At 74.2% G+C, this 24166-nt stretch carries 24 protein-coding genes and 2 pseudogenes; 12 read left to right on the forward strand and 14 right to left on the reverse strand.

Annotation, left to right across the window (positions count from 1 at the left end; genetic code table 11):
* The first annotated feature begins 296 nt into the window (after positions 1-296).
* Positions 297-737 (forward strand): MarR family winged helix-turn-helix transcriptional regulator, encoded by a 441-nt coding sequence (locus CTZ28_RS25960; protein WP_259471805.1) that lies wholly within the window; start codon positions 297-299, stop codon positions 735-737.
* A 10-nt stretch (positions 738-747) separates the two neighbouring features.
* Here the strand turns inward: CTZ28_RS25960 and CTZ28_RS25965 are convergent, their stop codons facing one another.
* Together CTZ28_RS25965 and CTZ28_RS25970 are read right to left on the reverse strand one after the other, a co-directional pair.
* Positions 748-1497 (reverse strand): GNAT family N-acetyltransferase, encoded by a 750-nt coding sequence (locus CTZ28_RS25965; RefSeq protein WP_121892114.1) that lies wholly within the window; start codon positions 1495-1497, stop codon positions 748-750.
* Positions 1494-2420 carry an NADP-dependent oxidoreductase gene (locus CTZ28_RS25970; protein WP_121892115.1) on the reverse strand — a complete coding sequence of 309 codons (927 nt, stop codon included), beginning with the start codon at positions 2418-2420 and terminating at the stop codon, positions 1494-1496. The genes CTZ28_RS25965 and CTZ28_RS25970 overlap by 4 nt, the downstream gene beginning before the upstream one ends.
* A gap of 195 nt (positions 2421-2615) precedes the next feature.
* On the opposite strand from CTZ28_RS25970, the gene CTZ28_RS25975 reads away from it, so the two are divergent.
* From CTZ28_RS25975 to CTZ28_RS25990, 4 genes are all read left to right on the forward strand, one after another.
* Positions 2616-3221, forward strand: coding sequence for a sulfite oxidase-like oxidoreductase (locus tag CTZ28_RS25975; RefSeq protein ID WP_121892219.1), 606 nt, complete (start codon positions 2616-2618; stop codon positions 3219-3221).
* Positions 3214-3969: a ferredoxin reductase gene (locus CTZ28_RS25980; protein WP_121892116.1), complete on the forward strand. Its 756-nt coding sequence runs from the start codon at positions 3214-3216 to the stop codon at positions 3967-3969. The genes CTZ28_RS25975 and CTZ28_RS25980 overlap by 8 nt, the downstream gene beginning before the upstream one ends.
* 175 nt (positions 3970-4144) lie before the next feature.
* The gene (locus CTZ28_RS25985; RefSeq protein WP_183154586.1) at positions 4145-4729 is read left to right on the forward strand and encodes an Rv1733c family protein; all 585 of its coding nucleotides are present in this window, start codon (positions 4145-4147) and stop codon (positions 4727-4729) included.
* A 122-nt stretch (positions 4730-4851) separates the two neighbouring features.
* A complete protein-coding gene (locus CTZ28_RS25990; protein ID WP_121892220.1) occupies positions 4852-5820 on the forward strand; it encodes an acetylxylan esterase in 969 nt (322 codons plus the stop codon).
* 64 nt (positions 5821-5884) lie between these two features.
* Here the strand turns inward: CTZ28_RS25990 and CTZ28_RS25995 are convergent, their stop codons facing one another.
* Positions 5885-6610 (reverse strand): class I SAM-dependent methyltransferase, encoded by a 726-nt coding sequence (locus tag CTZ28_RS25995; RefSeq protein WP_121892117.1) that lies wholly within the window; start codon positions 6608-6610, stop codon positions 5885-5887.
* 431 nt (positions 6611-7041) lie between these two features.
* Here CTZ28_RS25995 and rho point away from each other — a divergent pair, with 431 nt between their 5' ends.
* Both rho and CTZ28_RS26005 read left to right on the forward strand, forming a co-directional pair.
* Positions 7042-8190 (forward strand): transcription termination factor Rho, encoded by a 1149-nt coding sequence (gene rho, locus CTZ28_RS26000; protein WP_121892118.1) that lies wholly within the window; start codon positions 7042-7044, stop codon positions 8188-8190.
* Between the two features lie 181 nt (positions 8191-8371).
* Positions 8372-9196: pseudogene (locus CTZ28_RS26005) on the forward strand (D-alanyl-D-alanine carboxypeptidase family protein); the annotation flags it as partial.
* A gap of 35 nt (positions 9197-9231) precedes the next feature.
* Here CTZ28_RS26005 and CTZ28_RS49355 read toward each other — a convergent pair.
* The 8 genes from CTZ28_RS49355 to CTZ28_RS47205 all read right to left on the reverse strand — a co-directional run bounded on the left by CTZ28_RS49355 (position 9232) and on the right by CTZ28_RS47205 (position 18327).
* Positions 9232-10617 (reverse strand): glycosyltransferase family 87 protein, encoded by a 1386-nt coding sequence (locus tag CTZ28_RS49355; RefSeq protein ID WP_121892120.1) that lies wholly within the window; start codon positions 10615-10617, stop codon positions 9232-9234.
* Positions 10614-12008, reverse strand: a complete 1395-nt coding sequence (mptB, locus tag CTZ28_RS26015; RefSeq protein ID WP_121892121.1) for a polyprenol phosphomannose-dependent alpha 1,6 mannosyltransferase MptB — start codon at positions 12006-12008, stop codon at positions 10614-10616. Before mptB ends, CTZ28_RS49355 begins: the two co-directional genes overlap by 4 nt.
* A gap of 113 nt (positions 12009-12121) precedes the next feature.
* Entirely contained in the window at positions 12122-13060 is a 939-nt protein-coding gene (locus tag CTZ28_RS26020; protein ID WP_121892122.1) for a glutaminase, read from the reverse strand.
* Positions 13061-13096: 36 nt separating this feature from the next.
* Positions 13097-14509 carry an aspartate ammonia-lyase gene (aspA, locus tag CTZ28_RS26025; RefSeq protein ID WP_121892123.1) on the reverse strand — a complete coding sequence of 471 codons (1413 nt, stop codon included), beginning with the start codon at positions 14507-14509 and terminating at the stop codon, positions 13097-13099.
* A gap of 65 nt (positions 14510-14574) precedes the next feature.
* Complete coding sequence (locus tag CTZ28_RS26030; protein WP_121892221.1) at positions 14575-15591, reverse strand: asparaginase; 1017 nt, start codon at positions 15589-15591, stop codon at positions 14575-14577.
* A 127-nt stretch (positions 15592-15718) separates the two neighbouring features.
* A complete protein-coding gene (locus CTZ28_RS26035; protein WP_121892124.1) occupies positions 15719-16396 on the reverse strand; it encodes a FadR/GntR family transcriptional regulator in 678 nt (225 codons plus the stop codon).
* Positions 16397-16865: 469 nt separating this feature from the next.
* Positions 16866-17702, reverse strand: a complete 837-nt coding sequence (locus tag CTZ28_RS26040; RefSeq protein ID WP_121892125.1) for an undecaprenyl-diphosphate phosphatase — start codon at positions 17700-17702, stop codon at positions 16866-16868.
* Positions 17703-18033: 331 nt separating this feature from the next.
* Positions 18034-18327 (reverse strand): helix-turn-helix domain-containing protein, encoded by a 294-nt coding sequence (locus tag CTZ28_RS47205; RefSeq protein ID WP_183154587.1) that lies wholly within the window; start codon positions 18325-18327, stop codon positions 18034-18036.
* A gap of 287 nt (positions 18328-18614) precedes the next feature.
* On the opposite strand from CTZ28_RS47205, the gene CTZ28_RS26050 reads away from it, so the two are divergent.
* The gene (locus CTZ28_RS26050) at positions 18615-19013 is read left to right on the forward strand and encodes a MarR family winged helix-turn-helix transcriptional regulator (protein ID WP_121892127.1); all 399 of its coding nucleotides are present in this window, start codon (positions 18615-18617) and stop codon (positions 19011-19013) included.
* Here CTZ28_RS26050 and pqqB read toward each other — a convergent pair.
* The 3 genes from pqqB to CTZ28_RS26065 form a co-directional block, all read right to left on the reverse strand.
* On the reverse strand, positions 19010-19903 hold the full coding sequence (pqqB, locus tag CTZ28_RS26055) for a pyrroloquinoline quinone biosynthesis protein PqqB (RefSeq protein ID WP_121892128.1): 894 nt from the start codon (positions 19901-19903) through the stop codon (positions 19010-19012). The two genes, CTZ28_RS26050 and pqqB, sit on opposite strands and share 4 nt — an antisense overlap.
* 374 nt (positions 19904-20277) lie before the next feature.
* Positions 20278-21246: a threo-3-hydroxy-L-aspartate ammonia-lyase gene (locus CTZ28_RS26060; protein WP_121892129.1), complete on the reverse strand. Its 969-nt coding sequence runs from the start codon at positions 21244-21246 to the stop codon at positions 20278-20280.
* Positions 21247-21315: 69 nt separating this feature from the next.
* Complete coding sequence (locus CTZ28_RS26065) at positions 21316-21753, reverse strand: Lrp/AsnC family transcriptional regulator (protein WP_121892130.1); 438 nt, start codon at positions 21751-21753, stop codon at positions 21316-21318.
* Between the two features lie 79 nt (positions 21754-21832).
* Here CTZ28_RS26065 and CTZ28_RS26070 point away from each other — a divergent pair, with 79 nt between their 5' ends.
* The 4 genes and pseudogenes from CTZ28_RS26070 to CTZ28_RS26085 all read left to right on the forward strand — a co-directional run bounded on the left by CTZ28_RS26070 (position 21833) and on the right by CTZ28_RS26085 (position 24106).
* A complete protein-coding gene (locus CTZ28_RS26070; RefSeq protein WP_121892131.1) occupies positions 21833-22600 on the forward strand; it encodes an AzlC family ABC transporter permease in 768 nt (255 codons plus the stop codon).
* The gene (locus CTZ28_RS26075) at positions 22593-22919 is read left to right on the forward strand and encodes a branched-chain amino acid transporter permease (protein WP_121892132.1); all 327 of its coding nucleotides are present in this window, start codon (positions 22593-22595) and stop codon (positions 22917-22919) included. The genes CTZ28_RS26070 and CTZ28_RS26075 overlap by 8 nt, the downstream gene beginning before the upstream one ends.
* 22 nt (positions 22920-22941) lie before the next feature.
* Positions 22942-23738: pseudogene (locus CTZ28_RS26080) on the forward strand (thioesterase family protein).
* A gap of 101 nt (positions 23739-23839) precedes the next feature.
* Positions 23840-24106 (forward strand): DUF1876 domain-containing protein, encoded by a 267-nt coding sequence (locus tag CTZ28_RS26085; RefSeq protein ID WP_121892133.1) that lies wholly within the window; start codon positions 23840-23842, stop codon positions 24104-24106.
* Positions 24107-24166: the final 60 nt, after the last annotated feature.

The following is a 24166-nucleotide window of genomic DNA, read 5'->3' on the forward strand; positions in this document are numbered from 1 at the left end:
CGGCCGGACGGCCACCCTACCCCAGCGGTCGGACAGCGAAGCTGAGCAGGTCCGGTGAAGTCCGCTGCGGTTCGGCAGCGCCCTGAAGGGGCGCGGGGAACTGCGCGACCAGCCACGACGGTGCCGCGGACGACCGACGGCACATCGCGGCAATTCCAGCGGAGCGCTCAGCTCCGGCTCCGGCCGGACCGCGGCCGAATCAAGTTGTACGGTGCAACCAGGGAGGGGTGGCCCGGAGCGGACAGCGACGGGCAGAGACGGCCGGAGACATCCGGAGCTTCGCAGGAGGGATCACCGTGACGGCAGCGGAGACGGCCATCGAGACCATCCAGCGCGAGATGACGGTCTTCGCCCGCCGGGCCCGGGCCTCGGCCGGCCGCATGCACCCCGAGCTGTCCCTGGTGTCGTACACCCTGCTCGGCCATCTGGAGGAGAGCGGCGGCTGCCGGGCCACGGACCTGGCGGCGCACTACGTCCTGGACAAGTCCACGGTCAGCCGCCAGGTGGCCGCCCTGGAGCGGACCGGGCTGATCGAGCGACGGCAGGACCCGGCGGACCACCGGGTCCAGGTGCTGCGTCTGACGCCGGCTGGGCAGGAGATCCTCGACCGGGTCACCCGCAGCCGCCGGGCCGTCTTCCGGGAGCGGCTCACGGACTGGCCCGAGGAGGATCTGAAGCGGTTCGCCGGATATCTGGAGCGCTACAACGCGGCGGCGTCCGGGCCTGCCGCCGGCTGACCTGATCCGGTCAGACCCGTAGGGCTTCCCGGCCGTCCGCCAGGCGCTGCGGTGCCCGGACGGCGAGGAACACGGTTCTGCGCCGCAGCCGGAAGCCGAGCGACTCGTAGAGCCGGACGGCGTTGGTGTTCTCCGCGCTCGCGTGCAGGAACGGTGTCTCGCCCCGCGCGCGGATGCCGTGCGCCACGGCGAGGACCAGCCGGGTCGCCAGGCCCTCGCCGCGGAAGAGGGGATCGGTGCAGACCGCGCTGATCTCGGTCCAGCCGGGCGGATGCAGCCGTTCCCCCGCCATGGCGATCAGGGCCCCGCCGCGCCGGATGCCGAGATAGGTGCCGAGTTCGACGGTGCGCGGCAGGAACGGGCCCGGCTTGGTGCGTTCGACCAGGTCGGTCATCTCGGGGACGTCGGCGGGGCCGAGGCGGACCGCCTCCGCGTCGGGGGCGGCGGCGAGGCCGTCGTCCACGAGTTGGACACCTGCCGCCTGGAAGGTGATCTCCCATCCCTGCGGCGCCTGTCCGCCGAAGCCGGCCAGCGTGACCTCGGCGCCGGGTCCGGCGAGCGCCGCGGCGTCCGCCCAGTCGTCGGCGTCGGGATCGTCGGGCAGCGCGAGCCACGGGGACACGTCGACCGGGTAGCGCAGCACTCGGCCGCGGCGCTCGGCGAAGCGGGCGTGCGGGCCGGTCAGCGAGGCCAGGGCGGGGTGGTCGAGGACGTGCTCGGTCCGGGCGGCGGTGCCGGCCCGCGGGTTCGGTTCGCTCACCGGGCGACCTCGATCACGATCTTGCCGCGGGTGTGGCCGTCCTCGACGGCGCGCAGCGCCTCGCCCGCCCGGTCCAGCGGGTAGGTCCGGGTGACATGTGGGTCGAGCACACCGGTCAGCACGAGGTGGGCCACCGCGTCGAGCACGGCCGTGGTGCGGGCCCGGGCGACCCGGGCTCCGCCCAGCTCGGTGACGGTCTCGGGCGGGGCGCCCGCGGTGATCAGCCGGGTCCGGTCGGCGAGCAGGCCCGCCGCCTCGGTCAGCACCTCGCCGCCGACCAGGTCGTAGACGGCGTCGATGCCGTCGGGCGCGGCGGCCCGCACCCGGCGGGCCAGGTCAGGTCCGGAGGGCACGTGCACGGCGCCCAGCGACTCCACGAAGTCCTTCTTGCCCTCGCTCGCCACGCCCGCCACGCGCACCCCGAGGGACCGGGCGATCTGCACGGCCGCCGCGCCGACGCCGCCGCCCGCCCCGGTGACCAGCAGGGTCGCTCCGGCGGGCAGGTCGAGCTGGCGGATGCCGTCGTAGGCCGTGGCCGCCGCGACCGGCAGGGTCGCCGCGTCGGTGAAGGACAGCCCGGCGGGCTTGTGCGCGGTCACCGCGGCGGGCAGCAGGGCGTACTCGGCGTACCCTCCGGCGACGGTGTTGCCGAAGACCTCGTCCCCGACGGCGATGGCGGTCACGCCGTCGCCGACCTCCGCCACGACGCCGGAGACCTCGTTGCCGAACACGGCCGGGAACGCGCGGTCCCCCGAGTCGCCGGGGCGGCGCAGGCCCTCGCGGAGCTTCCAGTCGACGGGGTTCACCCCCGCGGCGCGCACCGCGACCAGCACCTCACCGGCGCCCGGCCTGGGGCGGCCGACGTCGGCGAATGCCTCGGTCTCCGGTCCCCCGTACTGTGTGAAGACGTACGCCTTGGGCATCTGCTTCCTCACTCTCCTTGCCCTCGCGCCGGCGTACCGGGTCCGGCGTCCAGTGCCGTCCCGGTGTGCCGGCATTCAGCGGCAAGGCCGAGCGTGCGGCGGCTATTCCCGGTCCGGCGCGGAGTTCACACGGCCGCCATGTTCGGGGCACTGACCTGGTACGGAGCACCGTCGGCCGCAGCGTACGGTGGAATCATGCATGTCACCCGAGGCTTCACCGGGCGTCCGCGCGTCCTCGATCCGGGGCTGCCGCCGGGCCAGTACGACGCGGGGGACGACTGGCCCGTGCTCTCCGCGGAGGTCACCCCGGACCTGGCGCCCGCCGACTGGTCGTTCCGCGTGGACGGGCTGGTGGCCGAGCCGCACACCTGGGACTGGGAGGCGGCGCACGCGCTTCCGGCGTCCGGGTACGAGGGTGACATCCACTGTGTGACCGGCTGGTCGAAGTTCGGGGTGCGGTTCGGGGGCGTCTCGCTGGACTGCTTCCTCGCCCTGGTCCGGCCCCATGTGTCCGCCACCCATGCCGTCGCGTACTCGCACACCGGCTACAGCACGAACCTGCCGCTCGCCGACCTCACCGGTGGGCGCGCCTGGATCACCTGGGAGTACGACGGCACACCGCTGGCACCGGAGCACGGCGGCCCGGCGCGGCTCGTGGTGCCGCATCTGTATTTCTGGAAGAGCGCCAAGTGGATCGCCGGTCTCACCCTGCTCGACCACGACGAGCCCGGGTTCTGGGAGGGCAACGGCTACCACGCGCGCGGCAACCCCTGGGAGGAGCAGCGGTACTCCGGTGACTGAGACGTTCGCTCCCCGCACGCGCTTCGCGGTGCCCGGGCGCATCGCCGTCGGCGACCAGGCCGCGTCGGTGTGGCGGACGGCCACCCTCACCGAGGTCAGGCGCGAGACCCCGCGTGCCGCCACCTTCCGGCTCGCGGTGCCGCACTGGGCGGGGCATCTGCCCGGCCAGCATCTGATGCTGCGGCTCACGGCCGACGACGGCTATGTGGCGCAGCGCCACTACTCGATCGCGTCGGCTCCGGACGGCTCCGGGCACATCGAGCTGACCCTGGACCACATCGAGGGCGGCGAGGTGTCGGGCTGGTTCCACACGGTGGCCAGGCCCGGGGACACGGTCGAGGTGCGCGGCCCGCTGAGCGGCTTCTTCGCCTGGCCGGGCGACCGGCCGGCGCTGCTGATCGGCGCCGGGTCCGGGGTCGTACCGCTGATGTCGATGGTCCGGCACCAACGGGCGCGCGGACTCGCCGTGTCGCTGCGGCTGCTGGTGTCCGCACGCCGTCCCGAGGAGCTGATCTACGCTCGGGAGCTGGGCGCCGAGACCACCGCCGTGTTCACCCGGAGCGCACCCCAGGGTGTGCCGGTCGGACGTCTCGCGGCGGCACATATGGCGCCGCTCCTGGCCGAGCAGCCGCCTGGTGGGTGGGAGGCCTATGTGTGTGGCTCCAACGGGTTCGCCGAGCATGCCTCGCGGCTGCTCGTCGCGGCCGGTCAGCCGGTGGACCGGATCCGCATCGAGCGCTTCGGCTGAGACGGGGTCCGCGGTTCGGGGGCGCGTCCGTGAATGTCGGGCGCCGCTGCGGGCTCCCGCGCCACAAACGCACCGTCCCTGATGTGTGTGAGGTGGGCGAGCGGTGCCGGACGGGGTACGAGAGCGATGTGGGGGCTCGCAGGGATGCGCGGGGCGCGACGGCGAGGAGGTCGACATGCGGACCCTGGTGTGCGGCCGACACCGGCGCGGCAATCCGCTGCTGCGCCGGTCGGACGTCGTGGAGGCGTGGACGGCGCTGGGCGTCGCCGTGCTGCTGTTCGTGGGTGTGCCCCTCGTCGGGGTGTGGGCGGGCCGCGGGGCGCACGACCGGGCGGCGGCGACCGCCGCGGCGCAGCGGGCCGACCGGCACATCGTGCGCGCGAAGGTGATCGGGGGCACGGCCCTGCCGCTGCCCGCGACGGAGGACGGCGGGGAGAGCGCCCGGCGGGCCCTGGTGCGCTGGGCGGAGTCCGGTGCCCGGGAGCGCACGGCCGTCGCCCACGTCCCGGCGGGCACGCGCACCGGGGAGATGGTGGACGTCTGGTTCGACTCCCGCGGACGCGGCGTCGGCGCGCCGCCCGACGCCATCGCGGTCTGGCAGCACACCGTGGTCGTCGGCGCGTGCACGGCGGGCGGCGCGGCGGCGGTGGTACTCCTCGCCCACGGGGTCGCGCGCAGGATCGCGCTGCGCCACCGGCTGCTGGAGTGGGAACGGGAGTGGGCCCGTACCGGCCCGGACTGGACCCCAGGGCGGACCTGAATCCGCCGGGCCGCCCCGTCGGCGGGCCCGGCGTCCCGCAGGCCGCACGGCTCTGGCGACCGCTCCGAGCAGGGACGTACGGTGTGATCATCCGCACTCACTCTTCGCAAAGGCGGCTGCTGATGGCCCTGTTCGACCTACCGCTCGACGAACTCCGTGAGTACCGCAGCGCGTCCGTGGCGCCCGAGGACTTCGACGCCTTCTGGTCCAAGACGCTCCAGGAGGCGCGCGAGCACGACCTGGACGCCCGCTTCGAACCGGTCGACACGGGTCTGTCCACGGTGCGGGTCCACGACGTGACGTTCGCCGGGTTCGGCGGCCATCCGGTCAAGGGCTGGCTGGTGCTGCCCGCCGATGCCGCGGAACCCCTGCCGCTGGTCGTGCAGTTCGTCGGCTACGGCGGCGGGCGCGGGCTGCCGTACGAGCATCTGCTGTGGGCGTCGACGGGCCGTGCGCACTTCGTGATGGACACCCGGGGGCAGGGCAGCGCCTGGGGCGGCGGGGGCGGCACCGCCGACCCCGTGGGCGCCGTGCCCGCGTACCCGGGATTCATGACCCGGGGCGTGGACGCGCCCGAGAACTACTACTACCGGCGGGTGTTCACGGACGCCGTGCGTGCGGTCGAGGCGGCCCGCTCGCATCCGCTGACCGACGCGAGCCGGACCGTGGCGCTCGGCGGCAGCCAGGGCGGCGGCATCACGCTCGCCGTGGGCGGACTGGTTCCCGACCTGGTGGCGGTCGCCCCCGACGTGCCGTTCCTGTGCGACTTCCCGCGGGCGACGACGCTGACGGACCGTCACCCGTACCGCGAGATCGGCCTCTACCTCAAGACGCACCGCGGGCGGTCCGCGGACGTGCTGCGCACCCTGTCCTACTTCGACGGCGTCCACTTCGCGGCCCGCGGCCGGGCCCCCGCCCTGTTCTCGGCCGCGCTGGAGGACCAGACCTGTCCGCCGTCCACGGTGTTCGCCGCGTACAACGCCTGGGCGCACGACGACAAGTCGATCGAGGTGTACGAGTTCAACGACCACGAGGGCGGCGGCCCGTTCCAGGACGCGGCGAAGGTGCGCTGGCTGCGCGCGTACGCCTGAGCGGGGCGCGGCACCGCGACGTGCCCTGCGGTCACCCGCCGGCCGACGCCGTCCGAGTGGCCGTTCAGGACAGGCGCCGTGCCACGACCAGTCGGGCGCGGGGGCTGCCGTCGGCGCGTCGGCCGAACTCGGGCAGGGCGTGCAGTTCCGTGCCGAAGCCGGCGCGCTCCAACTCGTCCAGCACGGAGCCGAGTCGGAAGGCCCGGTAGTACATGACGAACGGCGGGCGCCACACGGCGTTGCGCACCCGCATCGCCGTGTCGAAGCCGAGCAGGATCCAGAACCAGGCGCTCGTGGGGCGGGGCGGGGCCGACACCGGGAACGCGAAGCCGCCGCCCGGCCGCAGCACGGAGTGGACCTGGCGGAACAGCCCCGGCAGTTCCCGCGGCAGGAAGTGTCCGAACGCCCCGAAGCTCACGACGAGATCGAAGGCGGGCGTGAACGGCAGGGCACGCGCGTCCCCGCGCACCAGGTGGACGCGCGGGCCCTCCGGGTGGGCGTGCCGGCCGGCCACGTCGAGCATGCCGGCGCTGAAGTCGACCCCGGTGACGCTCCGCCGGCACACCCGGGTCAGCACGTCGATCCCGGCGCCCGTGCCACAGCACAGGTCGAGCCCGTCGGCGAACGGGCCGAGCCGGGCGAGCGCCGCGGCGACGGCCTCCAGGATGTCGTCGGGGGTGCGGAAGGGGGTGTGGTCGAACTTCGGGGCGAGCAGGTCGTAGCCGTGCTCGACCGACGACAGCGCCTGGACGGCGAGTTCGCGCAGGCTGGGTCCCTCGGGGCTGAACATCCGGTCAGCCTAGAGCCCCGGGCGCAGGTCGGCGCGGGTGGCGGGCAGCATGTGTTTCATGGGTCCTCCCGGTCCTCATGGACTTCCTACACCCCACCGGCGAACGGGGCCGCGCAGAATCGACACCCCGCACCGGAAGCTCTCCGCCGCGGACGCCGACGCGGCGTGGTAGGCTTCCCTCAGCACTTGTGTACGCCCCGTCGTGGGCGCCGGTGCGTCTCTCTTCGTCTCTCACCTCAGTTCGCCGATGGGGCCGCCGTTCTCCGGCCGTCACGCCGGCTTCCCGCACACCCCGTCGGCAGTGGCCGTGGCCCTGCCCCAGGTGTTGTCCGCCGCCCAGGCGCTCTTCCGCGCCCTCCCCGCGGCCCTCCCCCTCCCCTCCCTTCACCCGCCTGATGCCAGGCACAGCGTCCGCGAAAGGACCACCATCCATGACCACCATCCTCGAACACCCCCCGGTGCAGTCACCGCCCTCGGCCGACCGGACCGTCACCGGTGTCCTCGACATCGACGCGCACGGGAAGGGACACCTGCGGGCCGAGAGCTGCCTGCCGACGCCGTCCGACCCGCAGGTTCCGGCCGCGCTGATCCGCCGGCACGGCCTGCGCAAGGGCGACCTCGTCGAAGGCGTCCGCGGCGCGCAGCGCGCGCTGACGGATGTCGGGCGCGTCAACGGCCGCGCGCCCGCGGAGCTGCGCGAGCGGCCCCACTTCCGTGACCTCACCCCGCTGCACCCGCACGAACGGCTCCGGCTCGAGCACCCCGCGTCCGGACCGGCCGGCCGGCTCATCGATCTGTTCACGCCCGTCGGCAAGGGCCAGCGCGGGCTGCTCGTGGCTCCGCCGAAGACCGGAAAGACCGTGCTGCTCCAGCAGCTCGCCGCCGCCGTCGCCGGCAACCACCCCGAGTGCCATCTCATGGTGGTCCTGCTCGACGAGCGCCCCGAGGAGGTCACCGAGATGCGGCGCTCGGTGCGCGGCGAGGTGTACGCGTCGACCTTCGACCGGACGCCCAAACAGCACATCGCGCTGGCGGAACTCGTGATCGAACGGGCCAAGCGGCTCGTCGAGGACGGCGCGGACGTCGTCGTCCTGCTCGACTCGCTGACCCGGCTGTGCCGGGCCCACAACAACGCGGCGGCCACGAGCGGCCGCACTCTCAGCGGCGGCGTCGACGCGGCGGCGCTGCTCGGCCCCAAGCGGTTCTTCGGCGCCGCCCGCCAGGCCGAGGAGGGCGGCTCGCTCACCGTCCTCGCCACCGCGCTGGTGGAGACCGGCTCCCGCGCCGACGAGTTCTTCTTCGAGGAGCTGAAGAGCACCGGCAACATGGAACTGCGCCTGGACCGGCAGCTCGCCGCGCGCCGTGTCTTCCCGGCCGTCGACCTGACCGCGTCCGGCACCCGCCGCGAGGAACTCCTCCTCACCCCCGCCGAGTTGACGACCGTACGCGGTCTGCGCCGGGCCCTGCGGAGCAGGGACGGCGGACCGGCGAACGTGGAGACCCTGCTGGAGCGGATACGGGAGACCCCCGACAACGCGACGTTTCTGCGCCGCGTCCGGCCGACGCTGCCGTCCGGCTGAGCCGTTCGGTCGGCCGGACCCGGCGGGCCCGGGGCGCCCGTGTGGGACATCCGGGTTGCTCGGGGACGCCATGCGGCCCGGACAGCGCGCACCACGGCAGCTCCGTTTCTACGTTGCTCATATGACAATCGGATCTGCCTCTCGGTGGGCCGTGCCGGCCTGCGCCCTCTGTGTGGCGGGCATGCTGGCCCTCACGCCCACGGTGGCCGTCGCCCGGCCTAGCACCGCCGCGCCGTCGCCTCCGGCCCCGCCGACAGCCGCGGTGCCGCAGCCCGTGGTCCTCTTCGGCAAGGGCACCAAGGTCAGGCCGCATCGCGGCGCGCCCGAACTGCCCGACCTCACCGCGCTGTCCTGGCTGGTCGCCGACGCCGGTACCGGCGAGGTGCTGGCCGCGCACGACGCGCACCGCAAGCTGCCGCCGGCCAGCACCCTGAAGACGCTGTTCGCCCTCACCGTGCTGCCGGCCCTGTCGGGGGGCAGCCGGCACAGGGTGACCGCGAAGGAACTGGCGGGTGTCGGCGACGGCAGCAGCGTCGTCGGAGTCCGGGAGGGGCAGACCTACCAGGTGTCCGACCTGTGGCGCGGCGTCTTCCTCAGCTCGGGCAACGACGCCGTGCACGTGCTGGCCTCGCTCAACGGCGGCTGGGCCGCCACGATCGCCCGGATGCAGGCCGAGGCCCGTGCCCTGGGCGCCCACGACACCCACGTCGTCTCGCCCGACGGCTACGACGCCCCCGGCCAGGTGTCCTCGGCGTTCGACCTGGCCGTCTTCGGCCGGGCCGGACTGCGCGACCCCGACTTCGCCCGCTACTGCTCGACGGCGTCGGCCGCCTTCCCCGGCGTGGACGGTTCGTACGGGATCGAGAACACCAACCGGCTGCTGACCGGCGAGGACGGCGTGGCGCGCTACCCCGGGCTGCTCGGCATCAAGAACGGCTACACCAGCGAGGCCGGCAACACGCTCGTGGCCGCCGCCCGCCGGGGCGAGCGCACCCTCGTGGTGACGGTGCTCAACCCTCAGGAGGGCAACGGCCTCACCGTCTACGAGGAGGCGCGCGCGCTGCTGGACTGGGGGTTCGCCGCCGCCGGGCGGGTCGACCCGGTCGGCTCGCTGGACGCGCTGCGGGACAAGCCCCGGCCTACCGCGGCCCCGTCCCCGGTGCCGTCCCCGGCCGCGGTCGCCGCGTCCGTGCCCGACTCCGGCTCCGGCTGGTCGGAGCCCGGCGTCATCGCGGGCATGGCAGGGCTGAGCGCGGGCGCCGTGGCCCTGGCGCTGCGGGTCAAGTTCCAGCGGGGCGCCCGGGGCTGACCCACCGGCAGACCGAGCAGCAGGCCGAGCGTGATCCACGTGTAGGCGTTGCTGCCGAGGAACCCGTCGACGCCGGAGGCGTCCTCGAACCACAGCCACACCACGCTGGTGCACAGCACCGCGTACAGGGCGCCCGCGGTCCGCGGGTGCCCGGTGCGGACCAGCACCGCGAAGGAGGGCAGCAGCCACACCAGATGGTGCACCCAGGTGATCGGGCTGACCAGACAGGCCACCAGGCCGGTGAGGGCGAAGGCCGCCGTCCAGTCCCCGGCCGCGACGGCCCGGCGCGCCCGCCACGCCCACACGCACAGCACCAGCAGCACCGCCGCCGCCCACAGCGGGCGGCCCGTCTCGCCCAGGCGGGCCAGCACGCCCTGCACCGACTGGTTCGAGACATAGTCGAGGCGCCCCACCCGGCTGGTGTCCCACAGCGCCTCGGTCCAGTAGAAGCGCGAGGCCCCCGGGTCCACCCAGGCGGCGAGGGCGGTGGCCGCGAGCGCGACCGCCGTGGCGGTCGCGGCGGCCCGCCAGCGGCGGGTGAGCAGCAGCAGGCCGATGAAGACGGCGGGCGTCAGTTTGACGGCGGCGGCCAGCCCGATCCCCACGCCCGCCCAGCGGTCCCGGCCCGTGGCCAGCAGCCAGGCGTCGACCAGGACCAGGGCCAGCAGCAGCACGTTCACCTGGCCGAAGCTGAAGGTGTCGCGCACCGGCTCGAACAGCGCGAGCAGGCACACGGCCAGCGCCCAGCCGAACCAGCCGTGGCGGCGCCAGTCGGGCCCGGCCAGCAGGCGCAGCACGACGGCCAGCGCGCCGAGGTTGAGCAGCAGACAGACCGCGATGGCGGTGTGCAGTCCCATCAGGGCCATCGGCAGCATGGCGACCGCCGCGAACGGCGGGTAGGTGAAGCCGTACGTCGTGCCCGGGACGCGGTAGTCGTAGAGCCGGCCGCCGTGGTGGATCCAGGTGTCGACCGCCCCGTGGTAGACACGCAGGTCGAAGAAGTCGCGCAGCAGCGGCACGGTGGCCGTGAAGGCGGTCACGGCGGCGGCGAGGACCATGACGATGAGCAGCTGGCGCAGCCGGCGCAGCCGGCTCCGTTCGGTGCGCGGCGCTCTCATGCGGTCCGGCCCAGCGCCGGGGCCTGCGCGGCCTGGTGGGCCTGCCACAGCACGACCACGCCGAGCACGCCGCCGGAGACGGCGAGCAGCAGCTGCCCGGTGTCGGCGGGGGCACCGCTGGGCAGCACGGCCAGGGCGAGCGCGGCCGTCACGGCGGCCACCCGGTGCCGTACCGAGGTGCTGGGCGCGGCGGCCGCGATCAGGAACAGGCCCCACAGGGCGTACCAGGGACGGATCGCCGGGCCGAAGGCGGCCACCGCCGCGAGGCTCAGACCGAGTGCGTACACCGGGCGCGGGCGCAGCCGCAGCCATATGAAGAGGACGGCGACGGCGGTGGCGGCGAGGCCGAGCGCGTGCCAGGCGGGGACGGCGAGCGGCGCCAGATCGCTGCCCAGGTGGGTGAGCAGCGCCCCGGTGGCCCGGCCCAGCAGGCTGGTGAGCGCCCAGTTGTGCGAGGAGACCGGGGTGTCGAGGGCGCCTATCCAGCCGTATCCGGTGCCGGCCACGGCCGTCGCGACGACCGTGGTCGCCCCGGCCGCGGCCGCCGTCGTCAGGACGGCGCGCAGCGGGCCGCGGCCCGCGCGCGCCTGGAGCACCACGACCGCGAGCAGGCCGAGCGCGGCGGGCGCCTTGACCAGGGCGGCGAGCGTGACCAGCACGGCGCCGACGGCGGGCCACCGGCCGAGCGCCGCGACCAGGCCGGCGCCGAGCAGTCCGAGCATGATCGCGTCGTTGTGCGCGCCCGCGACGAGGTGCAGCAGGACCAGCGGGTTGAGGGCGCCGAGCCACAGCGCGGCGGCGGGGTCGGCGCCGCTGTGCCGGGCGAGCCGGGGCAGGGCCGCCGCCATCAGGGCGACGCCGAGGAGCGCGACCAGCCGCATGCCGACGAGCCCGGCGGGGAGTTCGCCGCGGGTCAGACCGGACAGGGCCGAGGCGACGGCGAGGAAGGCCGGGCCGTAGGGGGCGGCGGTGTTCTGCCACACGGGGGCGACCTCGTCGGCGAGCGGTCCGCCGAGCTGCGCGGGCCCGTACGCGTACACGTCCATGTGGGCGTCGACCATGGCGCCCTGCGCGAGATAGCTGTACACGTCCCGGCTGAACAGCGGCGGCGCGAGCAGCAGCGGGCTCGCCCAGACCACGAGGACCAGCAGCAGGGCGCGCGGGCTTGGGGGCTCGGGGCCGCGGACGACCCGGCCGAGCAGCGCCCAGGCCGCGATCAGCAGCACGACGCCGAAGTACACCCCGACCAGGCCGAGGGCCGCCCGCGCCGACGCGGGGGTCAGGAGTTCCTGGACGGGCAGGGCTCCGGCGCTCTCACCGCCCAGCGCGAGGAAGGCGGTACCGGCCAGGCCGAGCATCTGGCAGCGGCGGAGATCGACGGGGAAAGCCATGGCCAACACTCGGCAAGCGTGTCAACGCCGGGTGGCCGCAAGGCGACGTGCCACTCACCGGTGAGAGACCTGCTCGTGACCGGCGTGTGACCGGACCCGTACCGGCCGCCCGGTCAGAAGACGGACAGGCCGGTGAGCGTGGTGAAACGGTCGAGGGCCGCCACTCCCGCCACGGAGTTGCCGCGCTCGTCGAGGCCCGGGCTCCAGACGCACAGCGCGCACCGGCCCGGCACGACCGCGATGATCCCGCCGCCCACGCCGCTCTTGCCGGGCAGGCCGACCCGGTAGGCGAATTCGCCCGCCGCGTCATAGGTGCCGCAGGTCAGCATGACCGCGTTGACCTGCTTTGCCTGGCTACGGGTGAGCAGCCGGGTGCCGTCGGCGCGGACGCCGTGCCGGGCCAGGACGGTGGTGGCGAGGGCGAGGTCGGCGCAGGACGCGGCGACGGAGCACTGCCGGAAGTACTGGTCGAGCAGGACGGGGACCGGGTTGTCGATGTTGCGGTACGAGGCCATGAAGTGGGCCAGGGCCGCGTTGCGGTCGCCGTGCGCGGTCTCGGAGGCGGCGACCTCCAGGTCGAAGTCCAGGTCCGGGTTGCCGCTCTCGGCGCGCAGGAAGGCCAGCAGTTCCCCGGCCGCGTCCCCGGTACGGGTCTGGAGCCGGTCGGTGACGACGAGGGCGCCCGCGTTGATGAACGGGTTGCGCGGGATGCCGTTCTCGTACTCCAGCTGCACCAGGGAGTTGAAGGGGTTGCCGGACGGCTCGCGGCCGACGTGCTCCCACAGTGCGTCGCCCTCGCGGAACAGGTCGAGGGCGAGCGTGAAGACCTTGGTGATGGACTGCGTCGAGAACGGCCGGCGCCACTCCCCCACCCCGTACACCGTCCCGTCCGGCTCGGCGACGGCCATGCCGAAGCTGCGCGGGTCGCGGGCCGCGAGCGCCGGGATGTAGTCGGCGGGGCGCCCGCGGCCCGGGGTGCGTCCGATCTCCTCGGCGATGCGCTCCAGGACCGGCAGGAAGGCGGCGGACGACGTCACTGTCATGATCGCCATTGTGCCGCCGGACCGGCCGCGGTGCCTCGCCGCGGCTCAGACGGTGGGCGCCCCGTTGCCGGCGACGATCTCCGGACGCAGCAGGTCGGCCAGGGTCGCGGCGGGCAACAGGCCCTTCTCCAGGACGAGTTCGGCCACGCCACGGCCGGTGGTCAGGGCCTCCTTGGCGATGTCGGTGGCGGCCGCGTAGCCGATGTGCGGGTTGAGCGCGGTGACCAGGCCGATGGAGTTCTCCACGGTGGCGCGCAGCTTGTCGGTGTTCGCGGTGATGCCGGCGACGCACCGTTCGGCGAGCGTGACGCAGGCGTTGCGCAGATGCGTGATGCTCTCCGACAGGGAGTGCAGGATGATCGGCTCGAAGGCGTTGAGCTGGAGCTGTCCCGCCTCGGCGGCCATGGTGATGGCGACGTCGTTGCCGATGACCTCGAAGGCGACCTGGTTGACGACCTCGGGGATCACCGGGTTGACCTTGCCCGGCATGATGCTCGAACCGGCCTGCACGGGCGGCAGGTTGATCTCGCCGAGGCCGGCGCGCGGGCCGGACGACAGCAGGCGCAGGTCGTTGCAGCTCTTGGAGAGCTTGACCGCGATCCGTTTGAGGACGCCGGACATCTGCACGAAGGCGCCGCAGTCCTGGGTGGCCTCGACCAGGTTGGCGGCGGTGACCAGCGGCAGGCCGGTGATCTCGGAGAGCCGGCGGCGGGCCGCCTCGGCGTACCCGGCGGGCGCGTTGAGTCCCGTGCCGATCGCCGTGGCGCCGAGGTTGATCTCGTGGATCAGCTCGACGGCCTCCGCGAGCCGGCTGCGGTCCTCGTCGAGCATGACGGCGTACGCCGAGAACTCCTGCCCGAGGGTCATCGGCACCGCGTCCTGGAGCTGGGTGCGGCCCATCTTCAGCACGTCGCGGAACTCGACGGCCTTGCGGGCGAAGGCGTCCTGGAGGACCGCCATGGCCTTGAGCAGGCCGCGCACCGCGAAGACGGTCGCGATCTTCACCGCGGTCGGGTAGACGTCGTTGGTGGACTGGCCGAGGTTGACGTCCTCGTTGGGGTGCAGATGCCGGTACTGGCCCCTGTCGTGCCCGAGCAGTTCCAGTGCGCGGTTGGCGACGACCTCGTTGGCGTTCATGTTGGTCGAGGTGCCGGCGCCGCCCTGGACGACGTCGACGACGAACTGGTCGTGCAGGTCGCCGGCGCGGATCTCCCGGCAGGCGGCCACGATCGCGGCGGCCTTCTCGGGTGCCAGCAGCCCGAGTTCCTCGTTGGCGAGGGCGGCGGCCTCCTTGACCGCGGCGAGGGCGTCGATCAGGTGCGGGTAGGCCGATATCGGCGTGCCGGTGATGGCGAAGTTCTCCGTGGCGCGCAGGGTGTGGATCCCCCAGTACGCGTCGGCGGGAACGTCCCGGTCGCCGAGCAGGTCGTGTTCGCGGCGGGTGAGTGCGGCGGTCATGACGGAGCGGTTCCTCTTTCGGGAGGGTGCGGGTGGGCGGCGGGTCGTGCGCGCCGGCCGGGGTGTCAGGCGCCGGCCGGCAGGGGCAGCGGGTCCAGTGCGCGCACCGGGCGTACGCGGCCGACCGGTGCTCCGCCGCCGAGCAGCGGCTCGCCCGCGAACTCCGTGAGCAGCGCCGGGTCGACGCAGGCGCGGGCCAGCGCCGCAGTGGCGACCGGGACGCGGGCCCGGGCCGCGCCGTCGGCGATCTTGACGGCGATCGCGCGGCCGTCCGGCAGCGCGGCGACCTCGACCCCCTCGAACCCGTCCTTGGCGAGCAGCCCGGGCACGGCCCGCATCAGCGCGGCCACGTCCCGCCCGGCCCCGGAGGCCATCTCGGCGTGCTCGCGCATCGCGTCGGCGACCCGCGCCTCGGGGGTGCCGGGCGGGGCGGTGGTGATCCGGGCGGCGGCCCGGGCCAGGCCGTGCAGGGAGACGGCGAACAGCGGGGCGCCGCAGCCGTCCACCGTGACCCGGGCGATCCGCTGCCCGGTGAGGTCCACGACGGTCTCGGCGATCGCCTGCTGGAGCGGGTGGGCCGGGTCCAGGTAGTCGTCCAGGGACCAGCCGTCGAGCCGCGCGGTGTGGAGCATCGCCGCGTGCTTGCCTGAGCAGTTCTGGGCGAGCCGCGAGGGCGGCCGGCCCTCGCGCACCCAGGCGTCCCGGACGGCGGGGCCGAACGGCAGGTCCGGGACGTTGCGCAGGTCGTCCTCGGTGAGACCGGCCAGTTCGAGGATGCGCCGGGCGCCGGCGAGGTGGCGCTCCTCGCCCGAGTGGCTCGCCGCGGCCAGCGAGAGCAGCTCGCCGTCGAGCGGCAGCCCGGCCCGCACCATGGCCACGGCCTGGACGGGCTTGAGGGCCGAGCGCGGGTAGAACGCGGCCTCGATGTCGCCGAGTTGGAAGAGGACCTCACCGTCGGCGCCGAGCACGACGACGGAACCGTGGTGGACGCCCTCGACGACCCCGCCGCGCAGGAGATGGGCGACGGGGGCGTGCAGGGGTTCCCGGACGACGGGTGCGTCCGCGGGCGGACTGCTGTGCATCACTGCCTGGCCGATGGGTGAGTCGGGACGGACCGGCGCGGGGTTCACGCGTCGGCTCCGGTGGACGTGCGCGCCAGGCGGCCGCGGGGGTGCGAAGGACGTGTCCCGTCCGTGCGGTTCTGCTCGCTCACGCCTCGGGTCCGCCTTCCGTGGAGGTGTCGGCGCGCCCGCGGCGCACGATGTCGGTGAGGGTGGTCTCGACGCGGTCGAGATGGTGGGACATGGCGTCCACCGCGTCGCGCTCGGAGCCGTCGGTCAGCGCCTCGACGATCGCCCGGTGCTCCCGGTTGGACTGCTCGCGCCGCCCGCCGAGTTCGTTGAGGAAGGCCGACTGCCGGGCCAGCGCGTCCCGGATCTCCTCGATGACGCGGCGGAAGACGGGGTTCTGCGCGGCCTCGGCCACCGCGAGGTGGAAGAGGGTGTCCATGGCGACCCAGGCGGTGGTGTCCGTCTCCCGCTCCATGCGGTCGAGGAGGTGCGCCAGGTGGTCGAGGTTCTCCGGGGTGCGGCGCAGCGCCGCGTACCCGGCGACCGGGATCTCCACATGGCGGCGGACCTCCAGCAGGTCGCTGGCCGCGTAGTCGCCGAAGGTGGGGTCCTCGACGGCGTTCGCGACGACGAAGGTGCCCTTGCCGGTCCGGGAGACCGTGAGGCCCATCGTCTGCAGTGCCCGCAGGGCCTCGCGGAGCACGGGCCGGGAGACTTCGAGCGTGCGGCACAGCTCCGCCTCGGAGGGGAGCTTGTCGCCGATCGCGTAGGTGCCGCTCTCGATGGTGCCGCGGAGGTGGGCGAGTACCGCTTCCATCGCGCTGACGCGCCGCGGCCCCGGGCCACCTGTCTGGCTGTCTGACAGGTTCACGAGAGTGATACTCCGGGGCACGTCGGGGAACTGTCAAGGGCGGCGGAAGACGGCCTTCACGTGTCCGGCGCCCCCTGCGGTCGGCCGCGTCCCGGGCGGCCGCGCGGGCGCGGCCCTCTTCGCGCGCGGCGCCGGAGGGGCGTACGGCGTCGAGGCGCGGTCGGTCCGGGTGGGCGGCGGGGTGCGGCGCGCGGGTGTCCCGCGATCGCGGCGCGCCGACGCCGGCCTCTGCGGGCGTCCGCTGCCGGGGCACGCCCGTGGCCAGGAGGGCATCAGCTGCCGAGCACGCCCACGACCAGGCGGGGGGCGTCAGCTGCCGAGCACGCCCACAGCCGGGCGGGCGTCAACCGCCGAGCACGCCCACGACCAGGCGGGGGCGTCAGCTGCCGAGCGCACCCACAGCCGGGCGGGGGCGTCAGCTGCCGAGCACGCCCGTGGCCAGCAGGCCGAAGAGGACCGCGCCGATGACGAGGCGGTAGAGCACGAAGGCGTTGAAGGAGTGCCGGGCGACGAACTTCAGCAGCCAGGCGATGGAGGCGTAGGCGACGCCGAAGGAGACCACCGTGCCGACGGCGAGGGGGGCGGCGCCCACGCCCGCGCCCAGGGCGTCCTTCAGTTCGTAGATGCCGGCGCCGGTCAGGGCCGGGATGCCGAGGAAGAAGGACAGGCGGGTGGCGGCGACCCGGTCCAGGTCGAGGATGAGCGCGGTGGACATGGTGGCACCGGAGCGGGAGAAGCCGGGGAAGAGCAGGGCGAGGATCTGCGAGCAGCCGACCAGCATCGCGTCCTTGAAGGAGGTGTCGTCCTCACCGCGCTTGTGCCGTCCCATCTGGTCGGCGACCCACATGACGCCGCTGCCGGCGATCAGCGAGCCGGCCACCACCCACAGCGAGCCGAGCGGGCCGTCGATCAACGGCTTGGCGGCCAGGCCCACGACGACGATGGGGAGGGTGGCGTAGATCACCCACCAGGCGAACTTGTAGTCGTGGTGCACACGCTCCTCGGGATCGCGCAGACCCCGGCCCCAGGCGGAGACGATCCGCACGATGTCCTTGAAGAAGTACACGAGCACGGCGGCGATGGCGCCGACCTGGATGACGGCGGAGAACCCGACGACGGACTTGTCGTCGACGGGGATGTTCATGAGCCCCTCGGTGATCTTGAGGTGGCCGGTGGAGGACACGGGGAGGAACTCGGTCACCCCCTCGACGACTCCGAGGACGACGGCCTGACCGACGGAGATGGCGCTCATGGGATCCAGTTCTGAGGAGTTGGTCGACAGTGCTGTAGACAGTCTTACTACGCCCGGGCACACCGCAAGCACCCGCGCCCGGACGCCGCCACGGCCGTCGGCGGGCCGCGGATCAGGCAGCCCGCGGTGCGCACCGCGCAGGCACCCCGGAAGAGGCCGGGTCACGCCCGGGCCTCACCGTACGGTCGGCCGGACGGCGCGGCGGGACACCGGGCCCGGCACGGGGGCGGCGCCTCACCCGTTCACAACGACTTCTTACTCTCCATGCCCGTATCGTCCCGTTTCGCCGAACCCCTGGCGTGGCGTGCCGCCGGGACCGTGGGACGCCCGGCTACCAGCCCTTCTCGAACAGCCGGGACACCTCGGCGATACGGACCTCGTCGCGCCGGTAGTGGGTACGGCGCCGGATCCGCTTGGTGCGCAGCAGACCGATCCCGGCCAGGAGCCGGAGGTGGTTGTCGGCGACCCGGCGGGACACACCAAGCTTGGCCGCGACGGCGCGTGCGGTGACGCCGTCCTCGGCCGGATCCGCGTGGCGCCCGCGCCCGCGCGGAAAGTGGCCGGCGGGATCCTTCAGCCATTCGAGGATCTCCAGGCGCGTCCTGCCCACGGGGGTCCGCAGCACCTCGTCACCTCCGGCGGAGCCACCCTCGTGCCCCGGCCCCCCACCGTCCCGCAGCCGGCACGGCGGCGCCCCCGACTCCTCACCCGTTGTCCGGGACCGAACGCCGGAAGGCCCGAAGACCGCCCGCCCGGACCACCCCGCACGGACTCCGGACCACAACCGGCCCGCACGGCCGGGCCCGGCCGGCGGTGGCCGAGCCGGAATGACGGTGAAGCGGGCCGCGGGTCGCATGTGTTCGCACTAGTTGCATGCTCAACAATTGGCCGGATCGGTGTTACCGTGCGGGTATGGCAGTCAAGACGGACGACGCCCGGCTTGAGGATCGTTGGCGGGGCATCCTGTCGGTGCACGCGCGCACGATGTGTGAGATAGACCGGGTCCTGCACCCGTACGGCCTGGGCGCGAGCGACTTCGAGGTGCTCGACATCCTGGCCACCGAGTCGCTCCGGGAGGGCGACCAGTGCCGGGTGCAGAACCTCGTCGGACGGGTCCATCTCAGCCAGAGCGCCCTGTCCCGGCTGATCGGACGGCTGGAGAAGGACGGCCTGGTGGAGCGCTCGGTGTGTGCCGAGGACCGCCGCGGCGTGTGGGTCGCGCTCACCCGCAAGGGCCGTGACCTGCACACCGAGGTGCTGCCGCGGCAGCGGGCGGTGCTGGCGCGGACGCTGGCCGGCCCGGTCGGCTAGACCACGAACTCGGCGCCGTCCGGCAGGACTTCCACCCGCTGGGCCGCCACCCGGGCACGGGCCGGTGACGCGGGGTCGAGCAGCGGGTTGGTGTCGTCCATGCGGATATAGACGCGGCGGCGGCCGGGGTGACGGGCCAGCGCGGCGAGGCTGCCCTGCGGGCCCGAGACCGGCAGGTGCGGCCCGGTGGCCGCCCGCCCGGCGCCGCCGCGCACCGCCGCACCCGTCTCGGCGGGATCGAAGACGGTGCCGTCCAGCAGCACGCAGTCGGCCGCGGCGCACAGGTCGTCCAGCGCGGAACTCCAGGCGCCCACGCTGGGCGCGTACAGCAGGACGCCGCCGGTGGCCAGGTCCTCGACGCGGTAGGCCGTCACCCACGGGGCGCCCGGCGCCGCCGCCCGCGCCGGTACGTACGCCGGGGCCTGCGCGCCCACCGGGTGGGCCGTGACGACCAGGCCGCCGGCCAGCACGAAGCCGCCGTCGGCGAGGCTGTCGGCCCACTCCCAGGAGGCGTAGCGGTCGAGCCCGGCGCGCAGCGGTGTGAGGACGGCGCGGACGGGCGGGGCCGCGTACACCTTGAGGCCGGGGGTCCCGCGGAGCATGGTCAGCCCGCCGGCGTGCTCGGCCTCGGCGTCCGTCAGGAGCACGCCGCGCAGCGGGGTGTCGCGCGGGCCGGCGCCCGGCCAGAGCGCGGGGGTGGCGGTGAGCTGGGTGCGCAGGTCGGGTGAGGCGTTCAGCAGCCACCAGTCGCGCCCGTTGCCGGTGAGGGCCGCGCACTCCTGGGTGCGCGGGGGCAGCTTGCCGTCCCGGGCGGCCGCGCACAGCGGACAGGCGCAGTTCCACCGCGGGAAGCCGCCGTCCGCGGCGGTGCCCAGCAGCACGACCCGCACGGCCGTCCCCCTCTCGCTCGCCCGGCCCTTCGCTGGGACCTTCCCGCCGGAACCGGGTGGAGCACCCCCTCGCGGGAAGCAGTTCCGGCCGACCTCGCTGCGGCGCCGGGCGGCTGCGGGCCCCCGCGGCGCGGACGGCGCACGCCGCGGAACACGGACGACGGGCGGGACCGCCGCCGCTCGTCCTCGTCCGGGCCCGCCCGGCATCGCACGTCCACCGTAGCCCCGTCCCACAGCGCCGATGGGGTGAGGGTGGTGCAACCGGGGGTGGTGCGGGGGCAGTTCACGCGGGCGCGTCGTCTCGCCCGCCGCGAACCGGTCACCGGTGTTCCGGGACCGTTGGGCCAACGGGCGGCGGGGCCGTCCGACCCGGGTCAGCCGTCGAGGAGTTCCGCGAACCGCCGGACGTCGATGTTGCCGCCGGAGACGACGACGCCGATCCGGCGGGGAAGCGGGTCGATCCGGTGCGCCAGCAGCGCGGCCAGGGCGCTCGCGCCGCTCGGTTCGACCACGGTCCTCATCCGCTCGAAGGCGAACCGCATCGCCTCCCGGATCTGGTCGTCGCTCACCAGGACGATGCCGTCCAGCAGGCGCCGGTTGACGGAGAAGGTGAGTTCCCCGGGGATCTCCGCGGCCTGGCCGTCGGCGATGGTGCGGGGCACCGGGACGGCGATGCGCCGGCCGGCCTCCAGGGACCGCTTGGTGTCGTCGCCGGCCTCCGGCTCCACCCCGACGACCCGGATCCCGGGGAGCAGCCCGGTGGCCGCGACCGCGCTGCCCGCGATCAGGCCGCCGCCCCCGACCGGCACCACCAGGGCATCCAGCTCCCCCACGTCCTCGATGAGTTCGAGGGCCGCCGTGCCCTGCCCCGCGATGATGTGCGGATGCTCGTACGGTGGCACGAGCGCCAGTCCGCGCTCTGCGGCCAGCGCCTGTCCGATCGCCACCCGGTCTTCGGCGTAGCGGTCGTAGGTGACGATCTCGGCGCCGTAGCCCGCGGTCGCCTCGCGCTTCGCGCGCGGGGCGTCCTCGGGCATCACGATCACCGCGGTGGTGCCCAGCTCCCGGGCGGCCAGCGCGACGGCCTGTGCGTGGTTGCCGGAGGAGTAGGCGGCGACGCCGCTGGCGAGCTGGTCCGCGGGCAGCCGGGAGACGGCGTTGTAGGCGCCGCGGAACTTGAAGGCGCCGACGCGCTGGTAGTTCTCGCACTTCACCCGCACCTCGGCGCCGACGAGCCGGTCCAGGGTGCGTGAGCGCAGTACGGGGGTGCGGTGGGCCACGCCGGCGATCCGCGCCGCGGCGTCCCGGACGTCCTGGAGGGTGACGGGCAGTTGGTCGGGCATCTGCGTACTCCGATCCGTGCGGCAAGGCGCAGACAGGGCCTAGGGAGGCCTAGGGAGGCCTAGGGAGGCCTAGGGAGCCTTGACGGTCTTCATCGTGAAGTGCGAGACGACGTTCTTGATCCGCGGGATGGTCATCACGTGGTGGCTGAGGAAGGTCTCGTAGCCGGCGAGGTCGGCCACGGCGACGCGCACGAAGTAGTCGGGGCTGCCGAACAGCCGGCGCAGCTCGACGACCTCGTCGGCCCGGGCCATCGTCTCCTCGAAGCGCCGCACGGTCTCCGCGTCCTGCGTTTCGAGGCTGAGGTCGATGAGGACCTCGAAGGAGCGGCCGACCGCGGCCGGGTCGACGACCGCCCGGTAGCCGCGGATCACGCCGTCGGCCTCCAGCCGCTGGACGCGCCGCAGGCACGGTCCCGTGGTGAGTCCGACGCGCTGCGCCAGCTCCACGTTGGTCAGCCGCCCGTCACGCTCCAGCTCGGCGATGATTGCCCGATCGATCCCGTCCACGAAAGAATATTGCACCAGAGAACCCCACCCGAGCAATATTCGCAATCACGTGGGGCGGCTTCTGCGGGACGATGAAGGGGTGCGACAAGACGCCCCCACCCTCATGACGGCACCGGCGGTCCCGGCGACCCGGCGGCAGCGGACGGCCGCCGGGATACGCGACTCCTTCTCGGCCGGCCTCGGGATCTTCCCGCTGGGCATCGCGCTCGGTCTGCTGGTCCTGCAGGCCGGGCTGCCCTGGTGGTTCACCCCCGCGCTGTCCGTGTCCGCGTTCGCCGGCTCCCTGGAACTCCTGCTGGTCGGCATGACGGCCGCCGTCACCCCGCTCGCGGCCGTCGCCCTGACCGTCCTCGTGGTCAACTTCCGCCATGTCTTCTACGCGTTCTCGTTCCCGCTGCACCTGGTCCGGCACCCGGTGGCCAAGGCGTACGCGGTCTACGCGATGATCGACGAGGCGTACGCCGTGAACGCGTCGCTGCCCGCGGCCCAGCGGTCCGCGCCCCGGCTCCTCGCGATGCAGATCGCCTGCGAGGTGTACTGGGTCGGCGGCGGTCTGGTGGGCGTCGCCCTCGGCGCGGCGCTGCCGGCGCCCGTCAAGGGCCTGGAGTTCGCCCTGTGCGCCCTGTTCACCGTGCTCACCCTGGACGCGTTCCGCTCCCGCCGGGAGATCCCCTCGGTGCTGCTCGCCGGGGCGAGCGTCACGGTGGCGCTCGTACTGACCCCGGGCGTCGCCCTGTTCACCGCGCTGCTGATGTTCGTCGGACTGCTGCTCGCCCGGCACGCACGGGCCGCCCGCCGCCCGGCCGAGGACGCCCGCCGCCCGGCCAAGGAGACCGCCGATGCCTAGCACCCCCTACCTCGTCGCCGTGCTGGCCGTCGTCTTCTCCCTCACACTCGCGCTGCGCGCCGTGCCGTTCGCGGTGCTGGGCCGGCTGCGCGGCTCGGCGATCGTGCGGCGGCTGTCGGTGTGGATGCCGGTGGGCATCCTCGCGATCCTCGCCGTGACCGCCCTGCACACGACGGTCACCGCCGAGCCGGGGGCCCTGGGGTACGCGCTGCTCGCCGTGGCGGTCACCATAGGGGTTCATCTGCTGTCCGGCCGGCGCACCATCCTGAGCGTGGGGCTCGGCACCGCCGTCTATGTGGTCCTGCTCAACGCCCTGTGAGCGGCCCGAGAAGAGGAGTCCGTTGAACACCGGCAGCTACTACGAGCGCATCGACGAGCACCGTTTCAAGCCCACCCCGCACGCGAGCGGCGCCTGGAGCCCGGACGAGCAGCACTTCAGCCCGCTCGGCGGGCTCGTCGTGCACGCCGTCGACGGGTTTCTGGCGGAACGCCCGGACACCGGTCTGGTGCCGGCCCGGATCAGCTACGACATCCTCGGGCGCCCGGCGCTCGACGAGTGCGAGATCCGCGTGGAGACCGTGCGCCCCGGCCGCACGATCGAACTGCTCGAAGCCGTCGTCCTGATCGCGGGCCGCCCGGTGGTCCGGGGCCGCTTCTGGCTGCTGGCCGGCCTGGACACCACGGCTGTCGCCGGTGGCGCCGGCGCCCGGCTCCCCCGCCGGAGGGGCTCGACCGGTGGGCGATGAGCGACCTGTGGCCCGGCGGCTACATCGCCTCCCTGGACGTCCGCACCGTCGCCCCGCCCGAGCCAGGCCGCACGACCGCCTGGGTCACCACGGACCTCGACCTGGTGGCCGGCGAGCCCGCCGGTCCGCTCGCCCGCTACGTCACCCTCGTCGACACGGCCAACGGCATCGCCGTACGCCAGTCCCCCACGGCCTGGATGTTCCCCAACGTGGACCTGACCATCCATCTGCACCGCCGGCCCGCGGGCCGCTGGGCCGGCCTGGACACGACCGTCGTCTTCGGTCCCACCGGGCAGGGGCTGACCAGCACCGTCCTGCACGACGCCGACGGGCCGGTCGGCCACGCCCAGCAGATCCTCACCGTACGGCCGCTGACGGACGGCGGGGCCTGACCCGGGACGGCCGCCGGGCCGCGTGGAAAGGGCCGTTCGGCTCTGGACCGGATCCGCGCACGCGCGCAGCCTGAAGGGAAGAGGGGGGTCGCCCACGGGAGGTGGACACGGTGGAAGCCAAGCAGTGGACCGTGCAGATCTACATCACCGAGGAGGGTGACGACACGCACGCGCGTGCCGTGCTGACCACCCGCGACACGTCCCGGCTCACCGGCCGTGGCCTCGCCCGGCGCAATCCGGTCGACCGGCCGATCCCGGAGGTCGGCGACGAACTGGCCGCCAGCCGCGCCCTGGAGGACCTCGCCGTACGGCTGCACGACGTGGCCGCCGACGACATCGTGCAGCTGGCCGGCCCCGTCCACCGGTGACGACGGCGGCGCGTGCCGAGGCGCCCGGCACGCAACCGGCGGACGGCGTTGCGCCCGGCG

This window comes from Streptomyces shenzhenensis, from assembly GCF_003688995.1.
Classification (GTDB): domain Bacteria; phylum Actinomycetota; class Actinomycetes; order Streptomycetales; family Streptomycetaceae; genus Streptomyces; species Streptomyces shenzhenensis_A.